Origin of the sequence: Curtobacterium sp. SGAir0471 (assembly GCF_005490985.1) — a bacterium.
In the GTDB taxonomy this organism is placed as follows: Bacteria; Actinomycetota; Actinomycetes; order Actinomycetales; family Microbacteriaceae; genus Curtobacterium.
Map to the genome: position 1 here is coordinate 531,837 of NZ_CP027869.1, position 17,182 is coordinate 549,018.

Consider the following 17,182-nt stretch of genomic DNA (forward strand, 5'->3'; position numbering starts at 1 on the left):
ACAGATGAGTGTCGTCTTCGCAGCTGCGATCGTGGCGGTGGCCGTCGTCGTGCTGATGCTCACGAGACCCGACACTCGTCGCTTCGTGCGGGCATGTACGACGAGGACGTCATGGGAGCGCTCACTGCACGTCGCTGACGAGTCGGCGGATCTCAGTCCTTCCGACGACGTGCGACTGTTCGTGACCACCAGCGGTCGCTACGCGCCCGGGTACACCGCGCTCATCCCCCTCGAAGAGCCGACGGACCACGTCGTCGTGGCGATCACCGACCCCGACTCGAGAGCGGGGTTCCCCGTCGACATGGAGCCGGAAGGGTTGCCGGAAGGGGATGTGACTGGCTACGTCTCCTCGTGGGGCTTGAGAGGCATCACCGACGCCAGGTACCGCGACGCGATCCTCCTCAGGCACTTCCGCAACGTCCTGTCGGGTGACTCGTGAGCGCCACGAGCGACCCGTCGTCGAGCGACGGCCGCCCGTCGATTGCAGGCGATCAGTGAGACTGCTGACCCGTGTCCTCCTCCTCTGCGGGCTGCCCGCTCTGGTCCTGGCCGGTCTGGGCTTCCCGCTCCCACCGCTGTTCTCGCGCGTCGGCACGGTGATCTCACTCGAGGAGTCGCTGAGGAACGTCGGGCTCTGGTGGCCGGCGGACGGCCTGCTGCAGTACGACTTCTCGTCCTGGGTCTGGGGTGCGGTCTCTTGGGTCCTGCTCAGCAGCGCCCTGCTTGCTCATCGAGCGACGCAGGTCGCCCGGCTGTTGAGACGCGCCCCGGTGCGCGCACGGATCACGCTGCCGCTGTTCGTGACCCTTCCCGCGGTGGCCATCTACTGCCTCCCGCCGCTGCTGCTCGATGCGCTCGCCCTCCCGCAGTCCAGCTATGCGGATCGACGATGGCTGGATGAGGGGGCCGTTGTGAACGCGGCCATCATCTCCGTGCCCTACATGATCGTGTTCGTTGCGTACGCGCTCGATGTGCCTCGCATCGCGCGCGAATCCGAGAGGCTGCGCGTGCGGGGCGCCGGCGCGAAGCATCGAGGCGACTCTCGCCGTGCAGTCAGGAAGAGCCTGGTCCGTGACAGGTCCGATGAGGAGCGGTGAGATGAGCGACGACTCGCAGCGGCCGGGTGATCTCGCGCCCTACGGCGCGGGACTTCTTGCTGTGCCGTTCGGTCTGGCGGTGTTCGTCTTCAAGTCGCTTGCAGGCCTCGCCGATGGCTCGAGCGATGCGGTCATCGATCTCTCGATCGCGATCGGAGCGCCGATTACGCTGGTGATCTTCGGTCTCTTGACGACCATCCCTCGCCGCCGACGTGAAGCTCGGCTGCGCATCACCCACCCTCGGGCCGCCTTGGTGAACGTGATCGTGACGCCGGCGGCAAGGCGCGAACTGCGCCTCGAAGATGCGTTGCGGCGCTCGTACACGGCGACGTTCGTCTTCGAGCCAGGCAGTGTGACCCTGTGGAAGCGGGGATCGAAGCCCGTCTGTGTCGCCACGGTGGTGTCCAGAGGAACGATCATGCGTGCCACTTCCATGCGGCACGGGGGCAACCGCGTTGCTGCGCTCGAGCTCGCACTGCCGGATGTGACGCTCGTGGTCCCGGTGATCAAGAGCGGCGCGGTCTTCAACATGCCGACCGGGTACGAGTACATCGAGAAGCTCTGCCGGTCCGCTGCCGAGCGCCTGGCGCCGGAGGGGAACTCGAAGTGCTGAGGGGGATCCGGGTCTACAGCCTTGCGACGTGCCTTCTGGGTCTTCTCATCAGCGCGTTCTGGAGTCGCACGTTCGGAGCCGGGTTGTGGCTGGAGGATGCGTTGTTCCTGGTGCCGCGGGTCGCGCTGATCGTGGTGGTTTGGCTCCTCGTCTCCGAGAACCTCCCGGCCGCCTCACCGCTGCGGGTGCTGGTGCTGGTCGGCGACAGGTCAAGGTTGTTCTGTTCTGGGTCGCCCTGGGGTGGGCCTGGCTGAACGTGCCCTGGTATGGCTGAGCGCTCGCCGCGTTCGGTCCTTCTCGCCGTCGGCGGGCGGTGCCTGCACACACAGAATGACTCGGACGAAGAGTCAGGGGCGGTACAGCCGACCAAACCAGCGCCATCAGGAAGGGGCACCCGTGCGAGACGTCGTCAAGCCGTCGAGTTACCGTGCTGTTGACGGGATGCTCGTAGCGACCAGTGGTGCGGTGCTGTTCGCGCTCGTTTCCCTCGGCCTGGTGTGGCTGATGGCCAGCGTGCATCTCGACGAGTCCTGGCGCTCAGTGGTGCTGGTCGCGGGCAACGCCTCCGTGTGGATGTGTCTCGGACCGTGCGGTCTGTCGATGGCGTACTTCTACATGCGCGGACTCCAGCTGATCCGCCGCGAGGAGAAGAAGGGGCACTCCACGGGCCCTCATGCTGAGGGCCGGTTGTTCGTCGTCGACCCGAGGACGGGACTCGTCCTCCGGCGACCGGAGGATCCGCCGCTCAGGACCCGGTACGAGGTCAGGCTCGCTCGAGCGCAGGCTTCGGAGCTGTTCGTTCTCCGCGCCGACAGGGACGACCGTGCGAGTGGGGACTGACGTCCGACGTTGCTACCGTGCCCGGGTGGACGACGAACAGCGCTGCCCCTGCCTGAGCGGCAACCCCTACGGCGAGTGCTGCGGGCCCCTGCACGCCGGCGCCGCCGCTCCGACCGCCGAGCGGCTCATGCGCTCCCGGTTCACCGCCTTCGCGCTCGGGATGCCGGAGTACCTGCTGCTCACCTGGCACCCGCGCACTCGTCCGGCCGAGCTGACGCTCGACCTGGCCCAGCGCTGGACGCGGCTGGACATCCTGTCGACCCGGTCGGGAGGCCCGTTCGACTCCGCAGGACAGGTCGCCTTCCGCGCGTGGTGGCGCACCGACGACGACCGCGGCACGCTCGAGGAGACCAGCGAGTTCGTCCGCGAACAGGGGCGGTGGTTCTATCTGGACGGCGTGGTCGCCTGACCACTCGTCGCCGGTCAGTTGACGCAGGGGATCCCGCCGGAGGCGAGGGGCTGCGCGGCACTCGTCGTGGTCGTGGAGGGTGCCGTGCTTTCCGCTGTGGACGCGCCTGCGTTGGTCGCGCCGGTGGGCGCCTTCGCAGCGCTGCTCCCGCCGGCGCCCGTCCCAGCGGTCGTCGTCCCGCCACCAGCAGGCCCGCTCGTGGTCGGCGTCGCCGAGGCGGTCGTGCCCGGGTGGTCGGACGCAGCGATCAGCGCTGCCGTGGTCGACCGGATCTGCGCGAGGTCGACGATGTTCACGTCCTGACCGTCCTCGACCCCGTACCGGACGATCGGGAGCGTCTGGAACGTGATGCCGCCGCCGGCGAACCGTTGCGCGTCCCCGGCGAAGGACAGCAGGTCGAACCCGGAGTCGAGTGCGATGTCCTGCTTCGCGGTGTCGATCAGGTGTTGCACGAGCGGGAAGTTCGTCAGCACGTCCTCGTGCCGGAGCTTGTAGGCGAGCGCGACGATGAACGCCTGCTCGCGGCGTTCCCGGTCGAGGTCGGTCAGCTCGACGCCCGAACCGCTCGTGTCACGGCGCTGCCGGACGAACGACAGCGCCTGCGAGGCGTCGAGCGACTGCAGCCCCTGGTGGAAGTCCGCACCGGAGTACGTGTCCGAGGTCGTCTCGTTCAGGCAGACCTGGATCGGTTGCACGGCCTGAGCGATGTCGTAGAACGCCGCCATGGTGACCTCGATGAAGTGGTTGATCGGGACACCGCCGAGGAACTGCGACACCGTGGTGATCTCCTCCTGCCGCGCGGCCGACCGGGCCTGCTGGTAGGCGTCGTCGTGCGACACCCCCGGTTCGGTGTTCACGATGTACCGCAGCGTCTGGTCGAGCTCGTAGCCGTACGCCTGCTTGATCTTCCCCGTGGCGTTGCCGTCCGGAGCGCCGGGGAGCGTCGTCCAGTCGTCGCGCGGGATCGAGATGCCGATCGCGGGTCCACCGCCCGCGGGGATGTGGATGAGCATGAGGACGTTCGTGTTGTACCCGCCGTCCGAGCCGTCCCCGGCGTGCAGCGCCTGGTAGGTCGCGGCCGGCAGCACGTTGCCGTCCTCGTCTCGACGGCTGTCGAGCCCCATCACCAGGATGTTCGATTCCCCCTGGGCCTGCGGCACCGCGCTGCTGCTCGATGATGCTCCGGCGACCGGCAGGTGGATGTCCGACCGGTGGATGCCGGTGTCCAGGTCGACGACCGTCCGCGCGACCGCGACGCCGCCGCCGACCAACGCGAGGGCGGCGACCGCGGTGACGACGGTGAACGCACGGCGGCGGAGGACCTGAGCGCGACTCGGGCCGCGGCGGTGGGCGGCGCGGGCCGAGCGGGCCGCGGTGTTCGAGGGATCGGGCACGAGGTCTCCGGTCGGTCGGCCGCCGGCGCGGCGTCGTCGCGCCGATGTCCAGGGGGCGGGGTGTCGGTGACCGTCATCGAGGCCACATCCCTCGGGGAGATCGGTGTGGTGCGGGGCCGGCGAGGTGCGGACTCGCTCAGGGGCGGGTCCAGGACCGCTCAGCCCGTGATCGCGTCCGGCAGCCCGACCGACCGCCGCATCGCCCGCCGCACCTCGGCCTCGTCCGGCAGCAGCTCGGACTCGTCGCTGCTCACGAAGAACCGGATCTGCCCGATCGCCTGCTCCGTCAGCATGTCGAGCCCGTTGAGCACGCGGCCCCCGGCAGCAGCCCACCGTCCGGCAGCTGCCGTCGGCCACGGCTCGTAGGCCACGTCGAACAGCACCGCGTCCGGCCCCGAGGGCACGAGCTCGAGCGAGTCCGCAGCGCCACCGGGCAGGGTCGACACGAGGAACCCGTGCCGCGTGCCGGGCAGCGAGTCGATCGGCAGCACCTCGAGCGTCACGCCGAGCCGCACGGCCAGCTCCACCAGGGGCCCGGCCTTCGCGGTGTCCCGGAGGAACAGCCGCACGTCGACGGCCCCGAGCCGCACCGCGGCCGCGAGGGCGCTCGCCGCGGTCGCCCCACCGCCCACGATGGTGGCCTCGCCCGGCAGGTGCCCGAGCGCCTCGACCGGACGCACGATGCCCTCGACGTCGGTGTTCGCGCCGGCCAGGACGACCCGGTCGCCCTCCTGCCGGAACGCGACGGTGTTCGCCACCCCGAGCTCGTCGACGAGCGGGGTCGTGCGGTCGAGCATCGGCAGCACGTCCCGCTTGAGCGGCATGGTCAGGCTGAGCCCGCGCCAGTCGGGACCGAGCCCCGCGACGAACGCGTCGAGCCCACCGGAGGCGACCTCGTGCCTCCCGTACGTGAACGGCACCCCGAGCACGTCGTAGGCCGCCGCGTGCAGCGTGGGGGAGAGCGAGTGCGCGATGGGGGAGCCCAGCACGGCCAGCCGGGTCCGGTCGGGGTCGGTGAACTCCACGTCCGGAGCCTAGCCGTTCCGCGTCCGCGGGTGCGGTTCTTAGGATAGCCTTACCTGCGTGATCCGAACCTCCCCCTCAGCGCGCCGCGTCCGCCGCGTGCTCGCGGCCGCCGGTGCCGTCGTCGCCGCGTCCCTCGTCCTCGCCGGGTGCACCTCCGGCTCCTCGTCGCCCGCCGCGTCCGACGACGCCTCGAGCTCGGGCGGCGCGTTCCCCGTCTCGATCCAGACCGCGCTCGGCACGACCGAGATCCCCTCGCAGCCGAAGCGCGTCGTCGCCCTCGGCTGGGGCGACGCGGAGACCGCGCTCGAGCTCGGCGTGCAGCCCGTCGGCGCGAGCGACTGGCTCGCCTTCGGTGGCGACGGTGTCGGGCCCTGGCTCAAGGACGCGTACACGAAGAAGCCGACGATCATCCAGACGCTCGAGCCCAGCTACGAGCAGATCCTCAAGCTCAAGCCGGACCTGATCCTCGACACGAAGAGCTCGGGCGACAAGGACCGCTACGCCAAGCTCTCCACCATCGCGCCGACCGTGGCGATCCCGAAGGGCGGCGAGAACTACCTCACCACCACCGAGCAGCAGGTCGACCTGGTGTCGCGTGCGCTCGGCAAGGAGTCCGAGGGCAAGAAGCTGCTGACCGACCTCGACGACGCGTACGCCGCGGCGCGGAAGGCGCACCCCGAGTTCGACGGCAAGACGGCCGTCGTCGGCGCCTACACGGCGGACGGCTTCGGCGCGTACGCCTCGAAGGACAGCCGCTCCACCTTCATGCAGGAGCTCGGCTTCACCATCCCGAAGGCCATCGACCAGCAGGCCGGCGATGCCTTCTCGGTGAGCCTGTCCGAGGAGAACCTCGACCTGCTGAACGCCGACCTGACGGTCATCCTGCCGATCTACGTCGAGGCGTCGAAGGCCGAGTCCGACCCGCTGTTCCAGAAGGTGCCGTCGGTGCAGGAGGGCCACTCGATCGTCGTCGACGACCCGGACGTGTCCGCCGCGTTCTCGCTCGGGACGACCGCCGCGATCGAGTGGGCGCTCGACCGCCTGCCGGACGAGTTCGCGAAGAAGGTCGGCTGACCGACAGCCACAGGGGGAGTCCGGCAGACGCCGGGTCGCGGTTCGCGACCCGGCGTCTGCTGCGTTCGCACGGGGGTACGGGTGACCGACCGTCGGACGGGAGGCGCGGTGCGGGCCGGCACCGTGCCTCCCGTCCGGCGTCGGGTCCCGTTCCGCGCGTCGGGTCCCGTTCCGCGCGTCGGGTACCGTTCCGCGCGTCGGGTGCCGTTCCGCGCGTCCGGGGCCGGCGGACGGCTACGCGGTGGTGAAGGTGGAGCCGATGAAGGCGAAGAGCAGGGTGATCAGCGGCAGCGAGCCCTGCACGAAGGCCGAGTTGAGGTAGCGGCGGCCGGTGCCGGCGAGGACGACCGCGGCACCGAGCATGCTCGCCGTCGAGAACACCACGAGGGTCCAGCCGGTGGCACCGTTGCCGGCGACGACCAGGACGACACCGAGGATCGCGCCGACGGCGAGGAACAGGTTGTAGAAGCCCTGGTTGAAGGCGAGGGAGCGGGTGGCCTGCGCCTCGGACTCCGAGGCGATCCCGAACACGCGGCGCACGCGAGGACTCGTCCACGCAACGGACTCGAGGAAGAAGATGTACACGTGCACGAGGCCCGCGAGGACCGCACACACGCCCGAGATCACGAGCAGGACCGACATGGCCTCCATTCTCGCAGCCCCGGAGCCGTGCTCGTGTCCGCCCGTCACGCAGCCCTCGCGACGGGGCACCGCCGGTAGGCTCGGGCCATGAGTGCCGACGAGTCCACGCCCGTCCACGACGATGCGGTCGCCGAGCTGGCGAGCATCCGGCAGAGCATCGACAACATCGACGCCGCCGTGATCCACATGCTCGCCGAGCGCTTCAAGTACACCCAGCGGGTCGGTTACCTGAAGGCCGGCGCGGGCATGCCGGCCGCCGACCCGGGTCGCGAGCAGGTGCAGGTCGCACGGCTCCGACAGCTCGCCGCCGAGTCGCACCTCGACCCGGCGTTCGCGGAGAAGTTCCTGAACTTCATCGTCGCCGAGGTCATCCACCACCACGAGCGCATCGCCGGCGGCGAGCGGTGAGCGGGGGCGCGGCAGCGGCGGCCGACAGGTTGCCGGCCGACCTCGCCGACCTGCACCTGCTCGTCGGGTCGTACACCGCGACGGGCGGCGGGAACGCGACCGGCGTCTCGGTCGTGCACGGATCGACCGCCACCACCGTCGCCGTGATGGACGACCCGTCGTTCCTCGCACTGTCCGGCGACCGGGTCTACGCGGTGTCCGAGACGGCCGACGGCAGCGTCTCGGCCTTCCGGTACGCCGGCGGCTCGCTCGAGCACCGGTGGGACGCGGACGCCGGCGGTGACGCGCCCTGCCACGTGCGGGTCGACCCGTCCGGTGCGCTCGTCGTCACGAACTACGTCTCCGGCACCGTGACCGCGGTGTCGCTCGAGGCCGCGGAGTCGTACGCCGCATCGGTCACCGCGAGCGACGGCGTCGTCGGTGCGCACGGCGGCGCCGACCGGGTCGTCGTCCCCGAGTCGGCGGTCGTCACGGGCGTGCTGCCCGACGTCGAGGGTCCCGTCGAGGACCGGCAGGAGGGGCCGCACGCGCACCAGTCGATCGCGACGCCCGACGGCACCGTGCTCGTGGCGGACCTCGGCGGCGATGCGCTCCACGAGTTCCGGGTGACGGCGGAGCCGGCGATCGACCTCGTCCGCGTGCACCACCTCGGGCCCGGGGTCGGGCCGCGGCACATGGCCTGGCTCGGTGCCGGTGCCGGGGCGGGTGTCGGGCGCGACGCGGCCGAGGCGGGAGCCGGGGGCGGTCTGGGTGCCGGTGCCGGGGCGGGTGTCGGGGCCAGCGCCGATCTCATCGTCGCGGGGGAGCTGGACGGACGGGTGTACCGCCTGCGCCGCGACGACTCGGGGACGCTGCGGCCGATCGCCTCGGCGCCGGTGTTCGACGGCGAGGTCGGGGAGTCGCTCCTCAGCCACGTCGAGGTCGACCAGGCCGGACGCGTCGTCGTGGCCGTCCGCGGACGAGACCTGATCGTCGTGCTCGACACCGCGGACGACGACCTGACGGTCGTCGGATCGATCTCGTGCGGCGGTGTCTGGCCGCGGCACTTCGCGCAGGTGCCCGGGTACCTGCTGGTGGCGAACCAGATGTCCGATGCGATCGCCGTGCTCCCCGTGGGTGAGGGCGGCGTGCCGGGCGAGGCCGTGGCGCAGATCGCCGTCGGGTCGCCCGCGTGCATCGTGCCGATGCCGGAGGGCGCACGGTCGTGACCGGGGCCGGCAGCGAGGCCGGAGCCGGGGCCGGGGCCGGCGGCGGGGCCCGGGTCGGCGCTGGGGCGGGTGCCTCCGCGGTGCTCGCCGACGGGTACCGCCTGGTGGTCGGGCCGCCGCCGCTCGACGACTACCTGCGTCTGCGGCGGGACTCCGGTCTGTCGCCGAAGACCGCGGAGCAGGGCGCGGGGGCGATCGCCGGCAGCTGGTCTGCGGTGCACGTGGTCGACGAGCGAGACGTGCCCGTCGCGATGGGCCGCACCATCGGCGACGGCGGGTGGTACTTCCACATCGCCGACATCGCGACCGATCCGGACCACCAGCGCCGGGGGCTCGGCAGGGCCGTCGTCGAGTGGCTCGTGGCGGACATCCGGTCCCGTGCGCCCGAGGGGGCGTACATCACGCTCGTGGGGGATCCGCCCGGGCAGCGGCTCTACCGGTCGCTCGGGTTCGAGGACGTCGCGCCGAGCCTGGGGATGGCGCTGCCGCTCCGCTGACGGAGCCGGGCGTCAGCCGTGGACGACATTTGCGAACGGGTGACCGGCAGCCAGTGCGGACACCTGCCGCCGCACGAGCTCGAGGGTCCGCGGCACGCTGAGGTCCGTGTTGCCACCGACGTGCGGCGTCAGCACGGTGTTCGGGGTCGTCCAGAGCGGGTGCCCGGCGGGGAGCGGCTCCGGATCGGTCACGTCGAGCGCTGCCGACAGTCGGCCGCGCTCGAGTTCCGCGACGAGGGCGTCGGTGTCGACGACCCGTCCCCGCGCGACGTTCACCACGAGGGCGCCGTCGGGCAGCGCGGCGAGCTGGTCGGCGTCGACCAGGTGCTCGGTCTCGTCGGTGAGCGGGGTGATGAGCACGAGGACGTCGGTCCGGGTCGCGAGGTCCGGGAGCTCCCCGAAGGCGTGCACGTGCCGACCGTCCTGCTCCCGTGCCGTGCGTGCCACGACGGTGACGTCGCACCGCATCGCCTCGAACCGGGAGGCGATGGCGACCCCGATCGCGCCGTACCCGACGACCGTCACGCGACGATCGGCCAGGGAGCGAGTGGTGCGGACGTCCCACACCCCGGCCGTGCGGTCGGCCTGGAACGTGTGGATCTCGCGGAGCGAGGTCAGCGCGAGCCCGACCGCGAGCTCGGCGGTCTCGTCGTCGTGGATGCCCCGGCCGTTCGCGACCTGGGCGTGCGCCGGAGCGTGCGGCAGCGCGTGCTCGTAGCCGGCGCTCGGGAGCTGCAGGAGCCGGAGGTTCGGGAGGTCGTGGACGAACTGCCACCGGTGACGACCCGCGAAGTAGAACGGCAGCAGGGTGATCGCCACGTCGTCAGGTCGATCGTAGGGGCCTTCGACGTCCCAGACGTCGAGCTCGACGCCGTCCGGAATCGGACCGAACCGGTCGACGAGCTCCGCGAAGGGCAGGGTGACGATCGGCATGCGCGCGGGGTGCTCCTGAGGTGTCGGGACGGACCGACGGCGGTCAGCTCGCGCTGACCGCCGTCGGCGGGTGCTGTCCTTCGGTGTCAGACGGCGAGTGTCAGCCGTCTGCTGGCGGTGTCAGCCGTCGGTGCGCGGCGAGAACGAGCCGTGGTCGTCGAGCGGCCCGCGCCCGACGTAGCCCTCGGTGACGTCCTCGACGATGACATCACCGAACCGCGCCGGCAGCGTCGCGTTGTGCGTCCCGCGCAGCTCGTCGATCGACGCCTCGAACGCGCCCTGCACCTCGAGCGAGCTGGACGAGGCGTCCGTCACACCGATGCGCAGCACCGGGAAGCCCCGGCCCTCGCAGAGCCCGCGGAACCGCACGTCGTCCTCGCGACGGACGGTGACGATGACACGACCCGTCGACTCGGAGAACAGTGCGGTCGCCGTGTCGACACCGTCACGCTCCTCGAGCTCGTCGAGCACCACGCGCACGCCGATGCCGAAGCGCAGCACCGACTCGGCGAGGGACTGGCCGAGGCCGCCGTCCGCCAGGTCGTGGGCGCTCGTCAGCAGCTGCTCGCCGGAGGCCGCCTGCAGGAGCTCTGCCAGGGCCTTCTCCTGCGCGAGGTCCACCGCCGGCGGACGACCGCCGAGGTGCCCGTGCACGGTGCCGGCCCACGCCGAGCCGTCGAGCTCGAGGCTCGTCGTGCCGAGCAGGTAGACGTTGTGGCCGTCGTCCTGCCAGCCCGAGGGCACGCGCAGGGCGACGTCGTCGATGATGCCGAGCACGCCGACGACGGGCGTCGGGTGGATCGGCGTCGTGCCCGTCTGGTTGTAGAACGACACGTTGCCGCCGGTGACCGGGATGCCGAGCTCCATGCAGCCGTCCGCCAGGCCCTCGACGGCCTCGGAGAACTGCCACATGACCTCGGGGTTCTCCGGCGAGCCGAAGTTCAGGCAGTCGGTGACCGCTGCGGGGACAGCGCCGGTGACGGCGACGTTGCGGTAGGCCTCGGCCAGCGCCAGGCGTGCGCCCTGCTTCGGGTCGAGCTGGCAGTAGCGGCCGTTCGCGTCGGTCGCGACGGTGACACCGAGGCCGGTCTCCTCGTCGACGCGGATCATGCCACCGTCGTCGGGGAAGGAGAGCGCGGTGTTGCCGAGCACGTAGGTGTCGTACTGGTTGGTGACCCAGTTCTTCGACGCGAGGTTCGGCGAGCCGAGGAGCTGCAGGAACTGCGCCTTGAGCGCCGGACCGTCGGCCGGACGCTCCAGCGAGGCGGCGGTGTCGGCCTGCAGCGCGTCGATCCAGGACGGGTAGGCGACCGGGCGGTCGTACACCGGGCCGTCGACGGCGACCGTGCGCGGGTCGACGTTCACGATCTCCTGGCCCTGCCAGTCGATGACGAGTCGGCCGGTGCCGGTGACCTCGCCCAGGACGCTGGTCTCGACCTCCCACTTGCCGACGACCGCGAGGAACTCGTCGAGCTTCTCGGGGCGGACGACCGCCATCATGCGCTCCTGGCTCTCGGACATGAGGATCTCCTCGGCCGTGAGCGTGGGGTCGCGCAGCAGGACGTCGTCGAGCGAGATGTGCATGCCACCGTCGCCGTTGGACGCCAACTCGCTCGTGGCGCAGGAGATGCCCGCGGCGCCGAGGTCCTGGATGCCCTCGACCAGTTCCTTCTGGAAGAGCTCGAGGCAGCACTCGATGAGGACCTTCTCGGCGAACGGGTCGCCGACCTGGACCGCCGGCCGCTTGGTCGGGCCGCCCTCGGTGAAGGTGTCCGACGCCAGGATCGACGCACCGCCGATGCCGTCACCGCCGGTGCGGGCACCGAAGAGCACGACCTTGTTGCCGGCGCCGGAGGCGTTCGCCAGGTGCAGGTCCTCGTGCCGCAGGACGCCCACAGCGAGGGCGTTGACGAGCGGGTTGCCCTGGTACACCGGGTCGAAGTAGGTCTCGCCGCCGATGTTCGGCAGGCCGAGGCAGTTGCCGTAGAACGAGATGCCGCCGACGACGCCGTGCACGACGCGCGCCGTGTCCTCGTGGTCGATCGCGCCGAAGCGGAGCTGGTCCATCACGGCGACCGGGCGTGCGCCCATCGAGATGATGTCGCGGACGATGCCACCGACGCCGGTCGCGGCGCCCTGGTACGGCTCGACGTACGACGGGTGGTTGTGCGACTCGACCTTGAAGGTCACCGCCCAGCCGTTGCCCACGTCGACGACACCGGCGTTCTCGCCCATGCCGACCATCAGGTTCTTCGTCATCTCCGGCGTGACCTTCTTACCGAACTGCCGGAGGTAGTTCTTGCTCGACTTGTACGAGCAGTGCTCCGACCACATCACGGAGTACATCGCGAGCTCGCCCGAGGTGGGGCGGCGGCCGAGGATCTCGCGGATCTTCGCGTACTCGTCGGCCTTGAGCCCGAGTGCCTCGTACGGCTGCTCCTTGTCGGGCGTGGCGGCGGCGTCCTGGACGGTGTCGGGCTTCGGGCGGACGTTGTTCGTCACGGTGGTGTCGTTCCCTGTCACTGGAGTCGGCGTCGTCGTCACTTGACGAGCGTCGACTCGATCACGGAGGTGAAGAAGGTGAGGCCGTCCGTGCCGGAGGCCATCGCCGCGGGGGTGTCCGGGCCGAACCCGGGCTCCGTCGCGTGCTCGGGGTGCGGCATGAGCCCGACGACGTTGCCGCGCTCGTTCGAGACGCCGGCGATGTCGTCGATCGACCCGTTCGGGTTCACGCCGACGTAGCGGAACACGACCTGGCCGTTGTCCTCGATGCGCTTGATCTCGTCGGCGTCGGCGACGAACCGGCCGTCCGCGTTCTTCAGCGGGATCGTGATCTCCTGCCCGGCGCTGAACCCGGAGGTCCACGCCGTGCCGGTGGTCTCGACCCGCAGCTTCTGGTCACGCCGGATGAACTGCTGGTGCGCGTTGCGGGTGTGCGCGCCGGGCACGAGCCGCGCTTCGGCGAGCATCTGGAAGCCGTTGCAGATGCCGAGCACGGGCATGCCCTTGCCGGCGGCGTCGATGACCTCGGCCATGATCGGGGCCTTCGCCGCGATGGCGCCGGCACGCAGGTAGTCGCCGTACGAGAACCCGCCGGGGAGCACGATCGCGTCGACCCCCTGCAGGTCGTGGTCGCCGTGCCAGAGTGCGACGGGGTCGGCTCCGGCCAGGCGGACCGCACGCTGGGCGTCGCGGTCGTCGAGCGAGCCCGGGAACGTGATGACGCCGATGCGCATCCGCGTCACGCGTCCTGCACGGTGACGGAGACGACGTCCTCGATCACGGCGTTCGAGAAGACGTCGGCCGCGATGTCGCGGACCTCGGCCAGCTTCGCGTCGTCGACCGGGCCGTCGACGGCGATCTCGAAGCGCTTGCCGATGCGGACGTCGGTCAGGTCGGCCTTGCCGAGACGGGCGAGGGCGTTGCCCACCGCCTTGCCCTGGGGGTCGAGGATCTCTGCCTTGGGCATGACCTCGACGACGATGGTTGGCACGTGTTCACTCCAGCGCTTGGGTGGGTTGGGTGGGACGGCACCAGTCTACGGGCCGCGCACGGCGCGCCGAGCCGCTTGTGGAGAAGTCGTCGAAGGCGTATGTTCCAAGTCGAATAATCGCCCGCGAACATGGCCTGGAGGCACGGATGGCGTCGCTCACGCCCCTCGCGTTCGCCGCGCTCGGCCTGCTCGCCGAGGCGCCGATGCACCCGTACGAGATGTTCCAGACGATGCTCCACCGGCACGAGGACCAGAACGTCAAGGTCCGGCCGAGCACGCTGTACCACCAGATCGGACGACTCGTGGACCTCGGGTACGCCGAGGCCCTCGGGACCGCGCGCGAGGGCAACCGTCCCGAGCGCACCACCTACGCCATCACCGACCACGGCCGTGCGGAGCTCGACGCCGGGCTCCGCCGCATGATCGCCGAGCCCGCCGACGAGTACCCCGAGTTCCAGCTCGCGGTCTCCCACGTCGACAACCTGACCGCGACCGACGCGGTGACCGCGTTGCGCGCCCGCGCCGACGCGCTCCGTGCGGAACGCGCGGGGTACGACGAGGCCGCCACGGGCCTCCAGGCCAAGCAGCTCGCCGAGCGCTACTGGCTCGACGTGTCGTACGTCCGTGGCATGCTCACCGCGCAGATCGAGTGGCTGACCGCCACCGCCGACCGGATCGCGAGCGGCGACATCCCCTGGGACGGCCCCGCCGTCCCCGACCCAGCACCACAGAAGGACCAGGACACCACTCGATGACCTCCACCACGTCCGCCGACCTGCAGCACGGGAAGAAGCCGTGGCCCGCGCTCTGGGCACTCGTCGTCGGCTTCTTCATGATCCTCGTCGACTCGACCATCGTGTCGGTCGCGACACCCACGATCGCGCAGGCGCTCGACGCCGACATCAACGCCGTGATCTGGGTCACCAGCGCGTACCTGCTCGCCTACGCGGTGCCGCTGCTCATCACCGGACGCCTCGGTGACCGCTTCGGCCCGAAGGTGCTGTACCAGACGGGTCTCGTGGTGTTCACCCTCGCGAGCCTGTGGTGCGGCCTGGCCGGGTCGATCGAGGTGCTCATCGTCGCCCGCGTCGTGCAGGGCCTCGGTGCCGCGATGATGACCCCGCAGACGATGGCGGTCATCACGCGCATCTTCCCGCCGCAGAACCGCGGCGCTGCGATGGGTCTCTGGGGTGCCGTCGCCGGTGTCGCCTCGCTCGTCGGGCCGATCGTCGGCGGGCTGCTCGTCGACGGCTTCGGCTGGGAGTGGATCTTCTTCGTGAACGTCCCCGTCGGTGTCGTCGCGTTCGTGCTCGCGCAGCGCTTCGTCCCCCGCTTCGAGCGGCACGGACACCGCTTCGACTACCTCGGCATCGTGCTCAGCGCCGTCGGCATGTTCCTGCTCGTGTTCGGCATCCAGGAGGGCGAGACCTACGACTGGGGCACCATCACGGGCCCGATCTCGGTGTGGTCGCTGATCATCACCGGCATCGTCGTGCTCGCCGCGTTCGTCGTCTGGCAGGGCGTGCAGAAGGGCGAGCCGCTGCTGCCGCTCGGCCTGTTCAAGGACCGCAACTTCACGCTCGCCAACATCGCCATCACGGCGGTCGGCGTGGCGATCTCCTCCTTCGCGCTGCCGATCATGCTCTGGGCGCAGGACGTCCTGCGCTTCTCGCCGACACAGGCCGCGCTGCTGCTCGTGCCGCAGGCCGTCCTGTCCGCCGCGCTCGCACCGCTCGTGGGCAAGAACCTCAACAAGTGGAACCCGCGCTGGGTCGGCTCGTTCGGCCTGGCGTGCTTCTCCGGCGGGCTGTTCTGGTTCGGCGCCCTGCTCTGGTCGGGCGCCGGCTGGGGCTGGACCCTGTTGCCGAGTGCACTGCTCGGGCTCGCGAACGCCTGCATGTGGGGTCCGCTCTCGGTGTCGGCGACGCGCAACCTGCCGCCGGCGCTCGCGGGTGCCGGGTCGGGCGTCTACAACACCACGCGGCAGATCGGTGCGGTGCTCGGCTCCGCCGGCATCGCGGCGCTGATCGAGGCGCGCATCACGGCGAACTTCCCCTCCGGTGCGGGCACGGGTTCGGGCGGCGGCGCTGAGCAGCAGGTCGGGGCACTGCCCGAGTTCCTGCAGCAGCCGTTCGCCACGTCGATGGGGCAGTCGCTCGTGCTGCCGGCCGTGGTGCTCGTGGCGGCCATCGTCGCGGCGCTGTTCCTGGCGAAGCCGAAGCAGACGACGGCGTGGAAGCAGACCGGCGCGGTCGAGACGCAGCCCGACGCTGCGGAGCCGGAGGCCGCGGCGCGCTGACGTCGGGAGCGGCCGGTCCCAGCTCGCGGGGCGGCCGGTCCGCGCTCGCGGGGCGGGCCGGTCCGCGCTCGCGGGGCGACCGGTTCGCGACGTTGCACGTGTCGATCGACGCGTGCAACGTCGAACGATGCGGGCGTACCGAATACGAGTGCATGGATCGACATCGCGCGTGTCGATCGACGAGTGTCGTGTCGCAGAACGTGGGCCGGGCGCCCGCTACATCCGTCCGCTGCGCGCCGCGGCCCGCGTCACCCCCGGCGCTGCAGGTGCGCCCGCGTCAGCTCGGCCATCTCCTCGTCGGACAGGGCGTCGACCGAGCGAGCCTCGCGGCGGTCCGTCCGCTGCCACCGCACGAACAGCATCACGAGCACCGGGACGTCGGCCACCTCGGCGATGAACCACAGCAGGTCGCCCGCCAGGTGCTGGTCGCGCAGCGGCGACGGGAACCACGGCTGGCCGACGGCGTGCACGAGCGACCCGTCGAGCACGTGGTTCGACACCCGGAGCACGATGCCGGGCACCGCGTCGAGCAGCAGCTCCACGAAGGCGAGCAGGAACTCGACCGTCACGAAGGTCGAACTCCGCAGCACCCCGGGTTCGGACAGCGGCCCGAGCACGGTGAACCCGAGCGCCGGGACGAACACCGTGATGAGCGCTGCCCAGACGCCCGACTCGCGGATGCCCGCGGCGAGCGGGGTGAGCAGGACCGCGAACAGCACGAGTCCGACGACGGGGGCGACGATCGCGTTGCCGAGCACCCGGACCGGACGCGAGTGCATCACCCGGTCGGCAGCGGCGGACCACCGCGCCGGACCGCCGAGCCGGAGCAGCGACACCGGAGCGGCCAGGGCGGCGAAGGTCGGGACCGCGAAGAAGAGCAGTGCGAGCCGGAGCGTGAAGGCCCAGCGGAGTTCCTGGTCGTACCGGCCGACGACGCCGAACTGCAGCACGGCGAAGAGCACCAGCGCGACCAGGAACGACAGGGAGCGCCAGGCGGACCACCGGGCCCCTCGGCGTCGGGCCCCGACGAGCCAGCAGCCGTAGGTCACCACGGCGACCGCCAGCAGCACCGCCGCCAGGGGATCGACGTGCCAGGTGCTCCAGAACTCGGCGGGTTCGGGCGTGGGGAGCCTCCAGGAGACGAGACGGGCCGGACGAGCCGGACCAGCGGAACGGGCCGGCCGGACGGGATCGCCCGGCTCCGTCATCCTCCGCCCGCTCGCCCCCGCGACGACCCCGCTCGTCGCCG

General features: G+C 71.2%; 19 protein-coding genes. 11 read left to right on the forward strand and 8 right to left on the reverse strand.

Going from position 1 to position 17,182, the window contains the following annotated elements; genetic code table 11:
* Positions 1 to 4: 4 nt before the first annotated feature.
* The 5 genes from C1N91_RS02535 (at position 5) to C1N91_RS02555 (ending at position 2,959) form a co-directional block, all read left to right on the forward strand.
* Entirely contained in the window at positions 5 to 439 is a 435-nt protein-coding gene (locus C1N91_RS02535) for a hypothetical protein (protein ID WP_137766473.1), read from the forward strand.
* Between the two features lie 55 nt (positions 440 to 494).
* The gene (locus tag C1N91_RS02540; protein WP_137766474.1) at positions 495 to 1,097 is read left to right on the forward strand and encodes a hypothetical protein; all 603 of its coding nucleotides are present in this window, start codon (positions 495 to 497) and stop codon (positions 1,095 to 1,097) included.
* Position 1,098: 1 nt separating this feature from the next.
* A complete protein-coding gene (locus tag C1N91_RS02545; protein WP_137766475.1) occupies positions 1,099 to 1,710 on the forward strand; it encodes a hypothetical protein in 612 nt (203 codons plus the stop codon).
* A gap of 396 nt (positions 1,711 to 2,106) precedes the next feature.
* Positions 2,107 to 2,550, forward strand: coding sequence for a hypothetical protein (locus C1N91_RS02550; RefSeq protein ID WP_137766476.1), 444 nt, complete (start codon positions 2,107 to 2,109; stop codon positions 2,548 to 2,550).
* Between the two features lie 25 nt (positions 2,551 to 2,575).
* A complete protein-coding gene (locus C1N91_RS02555; protein ID WP_137766477.1) occupies positions 2,576 to 2,959 on the forward strand; it encodes a YchJ family protein in 384 nt (127 codons plus the stop codon).
* A gap of 14 nt (positions 2,960 to 2,973) precedes the next feature.
* On the opposite strand, the gene C1N91_RS02560 is transcribed toward C1N91_RS02555, so the two are convergent.
* Positions 2,974 to 4,353 (reverse strand): LCP family protein, encoded by a 1,380-nt coding sequence (locus C1N91_RS02560; RefSeq protein ID WP_254678312.1) that lies wholly within the window; start codon positions 4,351 to 4,353, stop codon positions 2,974 to 2,976.
* Between the two features lie 158 nt (positions 4,354 to 4,511).
* Positions 4,512 to 5,378 (reverse strand): shikimate dehydrogenase family protein, encoded by an 867-nt coding sequence (locus C1N91_RS02565; protein WP_137766478.1) that lies wholly within the window; start codon positions 5,376 to 5,378, stop codon positions 4,512 to 4,514.
* 58 nt (positions 5,379 to 5,436) lie between these two features.
* Here C1N91_RS02565 and C1N91_RS02570 point away from each other — a divergent pair, with 58 nt between their 5' ends.
* Positions 5,437 to 6,453: an iron-siderophore ABC transporter substrate-binding protein gene (locus C1N91_RS02570; RefSeq protein ID WP_254678313.1), complete on the forward strand. Its 1,017-nt coding sequence runs from the start codon at positions 5,437 to 5,439 to the stop codon at positions 6,451 to 6,453.
* Positions 6,454 to 6,687: 234 nt separating this feature from the next.
* Here C1N91_RS02570 and C1N91_RS02575 read toward each other — a convergent pair whose 3' ends face one another.
* Positions 6,688 to 7,095 (reverse strand): DUF1304 domain-containing protein, encoded by a 408-nt coding sequence (locus tag C1N91_RS02575; RefSeq protein ID WP_175415884.1) that lies wholly within the window; start codon positions 7,093 to 7,095, stop codon positions 6,688 to 6,690.
* 87 nt (positions 7,096 to 7,182) lie between these two features.
* Here C1N91_RS02575 and C1N91_RS02580 point away from each other — a divergent pair, with 87 nt between their 5' ends.
* Genes C1N91_RS02580 through C1N91_RS02590 form a run of 3 tightly spaced genes read left to right on the forward strand, consistent with a single transcriptional unit; the run spans position 7,183 to position 9,208 of the window.
* Positions 7,183 to 7,503, forward strand: a complete 321-nt coding sequence (locus C1N91_RS02580; protein WP_058729807.1) for a chorismate mutase — start codon at positions 7,183 to 7,185, stop codon at positions 7,501 to 7,503.
* A gap of 29 nt (positions 7,504 to 7,532) precedes the next feature.
* Positions 7,533 to 8,711, forward strand: coding sequence for a lactonase family protein (locus C1N91_RS02585; protein ID WP_175415885.1), 1,179 nt, complete (start codon positions 7,533 to 7,535; stop codon positions 8,709 to 8,711).
* Positions 8,708 to 9,208 carry a GNAT family N-acetyltransferase gene (locus C1N91_RS02590; RefSeq protein WP_368074213.1) on the forward strand — a complete coding sequence of 167 codons (501 nt, stop codon included), beginning with the start codon at positions 8,708 to 8,710 and terminating at the stop codon, positions 9,206 to 9,208. Before C1N91_RS02585 ends, C1N91_RS02590 begins: the two co-directional genes overlap by 4 nt.
* A 12-nt stretch (positions 9,209 to 9,220) precedes the next feature.
* Here C1N91_RS02590 and C1N91_RS02595 read toward each other — a convergent pair whose 3' ends face one another.
* The 4 genes from C1N91_RS02595 to purS form a co-directional block, all read right to left on the reverse strand.
* Positions 9,221 to 10,141 carry a 2-hydroxyacid dehydrogenase gene (locus C1N91_RS02595; protein WP_137766480.1) on the reverse strand — a complete coding sequence of 307 codons (921 nt, stop codon included), beginning with the start codon at positions 10,139 to 10,141 and terminating at the stop codon, positions 9,221 to 9,223.
* A 120-nt stretch (positions 10,142 to 10,261) separates the two neighbouring features.
* The gene (gene purL / locus C1N91_RS02600) at positions 10,262 to 12,643 is read right to left on the reverse strand and encodes a phosphoribosylformylglycinamidine synthase subunit PurL (protein ID WP_254678314.1); all 2,382 of its coding nucleotides are present in this window, start codon (positions 12,641 to 12,643) and stop codon (positions 10,262 to 10,264) included.
* 38 nt (positions 12,644 to 12,681) lie between these two features.
* Entirely contained in the window at positions 12,682 to 13,377 is a 696-nt protein-coding gene (purQ, locus tag C1N91_RS02605; RefSeq protein WP_137768625.1) for a phosphoribosylformylglycinamidine synthase subunit PurQ, read from the reverse strand.
* A gap of 5 nt (positions 13,378 to 13,382) precedes the next feature.
* Entirely contained in the window at positions 13,383 to 13,634 is a 252-nt protein-coding gene (purS, locus tag C1N91_RS02610) for a phosphoribosylformylglycinamidine synthase subunit PurS (protein WP_066652126.1), read from the reverse strand.
* Between the two features lie 146 nt (positions 13,635 to 13,780).
* On the opposite strand from purS, the gene C1N91_RS02615 reads away from it, so the two are divergent.
* On the forward strand, positions 13,781 to 14,389 hold the full coding sequence (locus C1N91_RS02615; RefSeq protein WP_137766482.1) for a PadR family transcriptional regulator: 609 nt from the start codon (positions 13,781 to 13,783) through the stop codon (positions 14,387 to 14,389).
* Positions 14,386 to 15,933 carry a DHA2 family efflux MFS transporter permease subunit gene (locus C1N91_RS02620; RefSeq protein WP_137766483.1) on the forward strand — a complete coding sequence of 516 codons (1,548 nt, stop codon included), beginning with the start codon at positions 14,386 to 14,388 and terminating at the stop codon, positions 15,931 to 15,933. Before C1N91_RS02615 ends, C1N91_RS02620 begins: the two co-directional genes overlap by 4 nt.
* A 248-nt stretch (positions 15,934 to 16,181) precedes the next feature.
* Here C1N91_RS02620 and C1N91_RS02625 read toward each other — a convergent pair whose 3' ends face one another.
* Entirely contained in the window at positions 16,182 to 17,141 is a 960-nt protein-coding gene (locus C1N91_RS02625; RefSeq protein ID WP_137766484.1) for a cytochrome c oxidase assembly protein, read from the reverse strand.
* Between the last annotated feature and the right edge of the window lie 41 nt (positions 17,142 to 17,182).

What these genes read in the sequence shown, in the direction of transcription:
- C1N91_RS02615 (WP_137766482.1), top strand. Translation starts at nt 13,781, where the DNA reads ATGGCGTCGCTCACGCCCCTCGCGTTCGCCGCGCTCGGCCTGCTCGCC.
- C1N91_RS02545 (WP_137766475.1), top strand. Translation starts at nt 1,099, where the DNA reads ATGAGCGACGACTCGCAGCGGCCGGGTGATCTCGCGCCCTACGGCGCG.
- C1N91_RS02535 (WP_137766473.1), top strand. Translation starts at nt 5, where the DNA reads ATGAGTGTCGTCTTCGCAGCTGCGATCGTGGCGGTGGCCGTCGTCGTG.
- C1N91_RS02625 (WP_137766484.1), bottom strand. Translation starts at nt 17,141, where the DNA reads ATGACGGAGCCGGGCGATCCCGTCCGGCCGGCCCGTTCCGCTGGTCCG.
- C1N91_RS02580 (WP_058729807.1), top strand. Translation starts at nt 7,183, where the DNA reads ATGAGTGCCGACGAGTCCACGCCCGTCCACGACGATGCGGTCGCCGAG.
- purQ (WP_137768625.1), bottom strand. Translation starts at nt 13,377, where the DNA reads ATGCGCATCGGCGTCATCACGTTCCCGGGCTCGCTCGACGACCGCGAC.
- C1N91_RS02620 (WP_137766483.1), top strand. Translation starts at nt 14,386, where the DNA reads ATGACCTCCACCACGTCCGCCGACCTGCAGCACGGGAAGAAGCCGTGG.
- C1N91_RS02595 (WP_137766480.1), bottom strand. Translation starts at nt 10,141, where the DNA reads ATGCCGATCGTCACCCTGCCCTTCGCGGAGCTCGTCGACCGGTTCGGT.
- C1N91_RS02575 (WP_175415884.1), bottom strand. Translation starts at nt 7,095, where the DNA reads ATGTCGGTCCTGCTCGTGATCTCGGGCGTGTGTGCGGTCCTCGCGGGC.